Below are 4,665 nucleotides of genomic sequence, written 5' to 3'. Positions count from 1 at the left end.
GCGGGCCCCCCCCCCGGGGGGGGGGCCCCCCATTGGGCGTTCGTTCATCGGCCATGGCACCGGGCCGGACTATCGGGCCCCGCCCTCCCCGGGCGGCAGGCCCGGCGGCGCGGTGGGCGCCGTACCGGAGGCGGTGGCGCCGTGCGGGCCCGGGACGGCGCGCAGGGCGTTCTCCTGGCTGTAGCCGCGCAGGTAGACGACGACCGTGTTGGCGACCGCCACCAGCGGAACGGCCACCACCGCGCCACCGATGCCGCCGATCAGCGAACCGGCCGCGACCGAGAGCACCACGGCCAGCGGATGGACCCGCACCGCCCGGCCGAGGATGAACGGCTGGAGCACATGGCCCTCGATCTGCTGGACGGCCAGCACCACGATCAGCACCATCGCCCCCGTGAACACGCCCTGGGTGACCAGCGCCACGACCACCGCGAGCGCGCCGGAGACCACCGCACCCACCAGCGGGATGAAGGCGAAGAGGAAGATGAAGACGGCCAGTGGCACGGCCATCGGGACATCGAGGAAGAACAGACCCACGCCGATGAAGATCGCGTCGATCAGCGCCACGAGCACCGTGCCGCGCACATAGGCGGTCAGCGTCGACCAGGCGCGCGGGCCCGCGCCCGCCACGCCCTCGCGGGCCTGGGCGGGGACCAGCTTGAGGGTCCAGTTCCAGATCTTCGGGCCGTCGTACAGCAGGAAGAGCGTGGAGAACATCGTCAGCAGAAGGCCGGTCAGCACCTCCACGACGACCGTGACACCCTCGAGCCCCGCCGAGGTGATCTGCTCGCTGTTGGCGCCGACCGCCTCGCGCAGACTCTTGGCGATATGGTTGATCTGCTTCTCGGTCACATGGAACGGGCTGTGCAGCAGCCAGCGCCGCAGATCGTCGATACCGGCCTGGACCTCGCCCGAGACCTCGTCGATGTTCTCCATGACCTGCCAGACCACGAACCACACGACCAGGCCCATGACGACGAAGCCGGCGATGAAGGTGAGCGCGGTGGCCAGCCCGCGCGGTACGCCGCGCCGGCGCAGTCGGGTCACGGTCGGTTCCAGCAGCGCGGTGATGAGGAGCGCGACGGTGAACGAGAGCACCACCAGCTCGACGGAGCTGATGACCCTCATGAGCACCCACACCGTGCCGCCGAGCACCAGCAGTCGCCAGGCCGCCTCGGCGGCCACACGGACGCCCCAGGGCACGGCGGCCACCGGATCGGGTCTGGCGGAGACGGCGGGGGCGTAGGCGGGCGGGGCGGGCACGCTGGCCGGCTGCTCCGGCCGGGCGGCCTCGCCCTCGGGAGTCCCGGGGCTTTCCGGGCTCTCCGGGCTTTCGGCGCTTTCCGGGCCCTTCCGGCCCCCGGCGCCCCCGGCGCTCTCGGCGCCGCCCCGCGGGCGTTCTTCAGATGGTCCGGGCCCCGGTCCGGGCCTCGGTTCAGATCCCCGTTCAGATCCCCGTTCGGGCCCCGGTCCGGGCCCCGGTGGCTTCCGCGGGCCGGTGCCGCCGTTGCCCTCGCGCCCCCGCATCTCGGCCTGTTGGGATTCGAGCCGGTGGGCGAGCCGGGTAAGTCCGGTTCCCAGCCTGCCGACCCACTGCGGCAATTTGGACATTTCTCGTTTCCTACCCCCCAGTTTCCCCCTCGGTCGTCAAGGAGACGTTACCTGCCGAGGATGCGCGAAACCCCCGACCTGAGCCGGGGGTTTCGTGAAGCGTTCGATACTGGGCGGCTACCGGGTGTTGCCCGGTGGGACCGGCTCAGTAGTGGCCATTGGCCTGCCAGAACGACCAAGCGTCACAGGGGCTGCCGTAGCGCTCGTTCATGTAGTTCAGGCCCCACTTGATCTGGGTGGCCGGGTTGGTCTGCCAGTCGGCGCCCGCCGAGGCCATCTTGCCGGCCGGCAGCGCCTGCACCAGACCGTAGGCACCCGACGAGGGGTTGGAGGCCTTGTAGTTCCAGGTGGACTCGTGGTCCACGATGTTGCTGAAGCACTGGAACTGGCCACTCGGCACGATCTGCCGGGCCATCGCCTGGACCTCGGAGATGGTGTACGAAGCCTGCTGGGGGAAGCTGGAGGCGTCACGCGACGCCGAACGGCTCGCGACCTCCTCCTTCTTCTTCTCCTTGGCTTCGCGCTCCTTGGCCAGCTTCTCGGCGGCTGCCTTGTCCGCGGCGGCCTTCTTGGCCTTCGCGTCCTTGGCCGCCTGCTTGCGGGCTGACTCCTCGGCGGACTTGCGCGCCTCCGCGTCGGCCGCGGTGGACTGCACGTCCGCCTGCTGCGTCAGGGATGCGGTCTGCGCGACGGCCTGCTGCCCAGCAGGTATGTCCGCAAGGAGCGTCGAATCGGCGGCGGTCGCCTCGATCGGGTCGGACGAGCCTTGCTGCTGCTGTCCGCCCGCGGCGACGCCGACGACGGCGCCCACAGTGGTGACCGCGGTGGCCGAAGCCACTGCGAATCCCCGGACCGAAATCCGGCTCACTCGGTGTCCTTCCAGCATCGCCCGCTTAGGTGACCTCGCGGGCGCAATCGTGCCCCTGACGCTGTCCTCCCCTTGTTCCGTCCCCGGTGGTGCGATGGGGTCGACTGGTCACGGGAGGCACGGGCCCGGTGGGGATCCCCCGCAGGAGATCCTCGAGGTGCTCGGGCGGCATACGGCGAACGCTGTTTAGTTCTGATACTGCTGTTGCTCGGTACCGCTGGGGGTACTGGTGTGCCGTATGCGGGGCCTGACAGAACCCACACACTGCCGGACGCGGAGCCCCCTCGGCAATTCCCCGCCAGGTGTGAAAGCTCACATCCTGTTTACGCCCTAGGATTTCCGGAAACCCCCGCGCGCCAAGACGCCGCGCGGCTAGGCTCGTTGGCCTTTCCGCGCGGCGCCCTATGGCCGCAAACGACTCAACCGGCTCAGATGTGGCCGTCCTCCAGCATTTCGGTCACCAGCGCCGCGATCGGCGAACGCTCGGAGCGGGTCAGGGTGACATGCGCGAACAGCGGATGCCCCTTCAGCTTCTCGACGACCGCCACCACACCGTCGTACCGCCCGACGCGGAGGTTGTCCCGCTGCGCCACATCGTGGGTGAGCACCACCCGGGAGTTGGCGCCGATCCGGGACAGAACGGTGAGCAGCACGTTCCGCTCCAGCGACTGGGCCTCGTCGACGATGACGAAGGCGTCATGGAGCGAGCGGCCGCGGATGTGCGTCAGCGGCATCACCTCCAGCATCCCGCGCCCCACGACCTCCTCGATCACCTCGGCGCTGGTCACCGCGGACAGGGTGTCGAAGACCGCCTGTGCCCAAGGGCTCATCTTCTCGGCCTCGGTGCCGGGCAGATAGCCCAACTCCTGGCCGCCCACCGCGTACAGCGGGCGGAAGATCATCACCTTGCGGTGCTGACGCCGCTCCAGCACGGCCTCGAGACCGGCGCACAGCGCCAGCGCCGACTTGCCGGTACCGGCCCGGCCGCCCATCGAGATGATGCCGACCTCCGGGTCGAGCAGCAGGTCCAGGGCGATGCGCTGCTCCGCGCTGCGCCCGTGGATGCCGAACGCCTCGCGGTCGCCGCGCACCAGCCGCACCTGGCCATCCGGGGTGACCCGGCCCAACGCGTTACCGCGCTCGGACTGGAGCACCAGGCCCGTGTGCACGGGCAGCCCGGCCGCCTCGGGGACATCCGCCGTCTCGGCGGCGAACAGGTCGTCCACCTGTTCGGCCGAGACGGCGAGCTCCGCCATCCCGGTCCAGCCCGAGTCGGTTATCGCCAGCTCCGCGCGGTACTCCTCGGCGAGCAGGCCCACCGAGGACGCCTTGATGCGCAGCGGCAGGTCCTTGGACACGACGGTGACGTCGTACCCCTCGGCCTGCAGGTTTCTGGCGACCGCGAGGATCCGCGAGTCGTTGTCCCCCACCTTGCCGCCGTGGTTCAGGAAGGCGGCGGGGAGGATGCCCGGGTCGGAGTGGTTGAGCTCGACACGCAGGGTGCCGCCCAGTTCCCCGATGGGGATCGGAGCGTCCAGACGGCCGTAGCGGACGCGGTACTCGTCCAGCAGGCGCAGCGCCTGCCGTGCGAAGTACCCGAGCTCCGGGTGGTGCCGCTTGGCCTCCAGTTCCGTGACCACCACGACCGGCAGCACGACTTCGTGCTCGTCGAAGCGGGCCATGGCATTGGGGTCGGCCAGCAGGACGCTGGTGTCGAGGACATAGGTGCGCCGGTCGTGCTCGCGGCGTTTCTTGCTGGTCACCACGGGTGGACGAACCCCCTCGGGAGAGGTTGGGGTGCGACGGCGTCGCGGGAGTGAGGTATTCCCCGCCGCAGACGGGGAACGGACCGGGCTCGGGCCCACTGGGAGGGCCGAGCGCCGGCCCTCCGCGTCATACGCACGATCCGCACAGTCGTCCGTGTGCAAAGGGCCTCCCGGGCGAACGGCCCGATGCCGTCCGCTGGCAGTTCGACACCCAACTGGACAGGTGGGACAGGGCGTCGACCTGGAAGGGATATTCCCTCGAACGTGCGGGGGCATGCAACGGCATATGACGGCGCGGATATGAACGTTGTGAAACCAGCGTGCTACACGGCCCGGGGCAGGGCGGCGGGCGGGGGGAGTCCCCCCCCCCGCGGTCATCAGGTAGGAAACAACGGTGCAAGGTGGGGACCGGCGAGCGCT

The 4,665-nt window shown here is 70.2% G+C and carries 3 protein-coding genes; all 3 read right to left on the bottom strand.

Going from position 1 to position 4,665, the window contains the following annotated elements; all coding sequences use genetic code 11:
* Nucleotides 1-69: 69 nt before the first annotated feature.
* Nucleotides 70-1,611, bottom strand: coding sequence for an AI-2E family transporter (locus tag ACFXB5_RS52780; protein WP_385223075.1), 1,542 nt, complete (start codon nucleotides 1,609-1,611; stop codon nucleotides 70-72).
* A gap of 145 nt (nucleotides 1,612-1,756) precedes the next feature.
* Nucleotides 1,757-2,497, bottom strand: coding sequence for a transglycosylase SLT domain-containing protein (locus tag ACFXB5_RS52775; RefSeq protein WP_385223072.1), 741 nt, complete (start codon nucleotides 2,495-2,497; stop codon nucleotides 1,757-1,759).
* A 410-nt stretch (nucleotides 2,498-2,907) separates the two neighbouring features.
* Nucleotides 2,908-4,245 (bottom strand): PhoH family protein, encoded by a 1,338-nt coding sequence (locus tag ACFXB5_RS52770; protein ID WP_385223069.1) that lies wholly within the window; start codon nucleotides 4,243-4,245, stop codon nucleotides 2,908-2,910.
* Nucleotides 4,246-4,665 lie beyond the last annotated feature (420 nt).

The sequence above is a fragment of the Streptomyces sp. NPDC059455 genome (assembly GCF_042750115.1).
Lineage (GTDB): Bacteria > Actinomycetota > Actinomycetes > Streptomycetales > Streptomycetaceae > Streptomyces > Streptomyces endocoffeicus.
This window is presented reverse-complemented; position numbering and strand designations above follow the sequence as displayed.

Bases quoted from the DNA above. Each gene is read 5' to 3' on its own strand.
- ACFXB5_RS52775 (WP_385223072.1), bottom strand. From the start codon at position 2,497: ATGCTGGAAGGACACCGAGTGAGCCGGATTTCGGTCCGGGGATTCGCA.
- ACFXB5_RS52780 (WP_385223075.1), bottom strand. From the start codon at position 1,611: ATGTCCAAATTGCCGCAGTGGGTCGGCAGGCTGGGAACCGGACTTACC.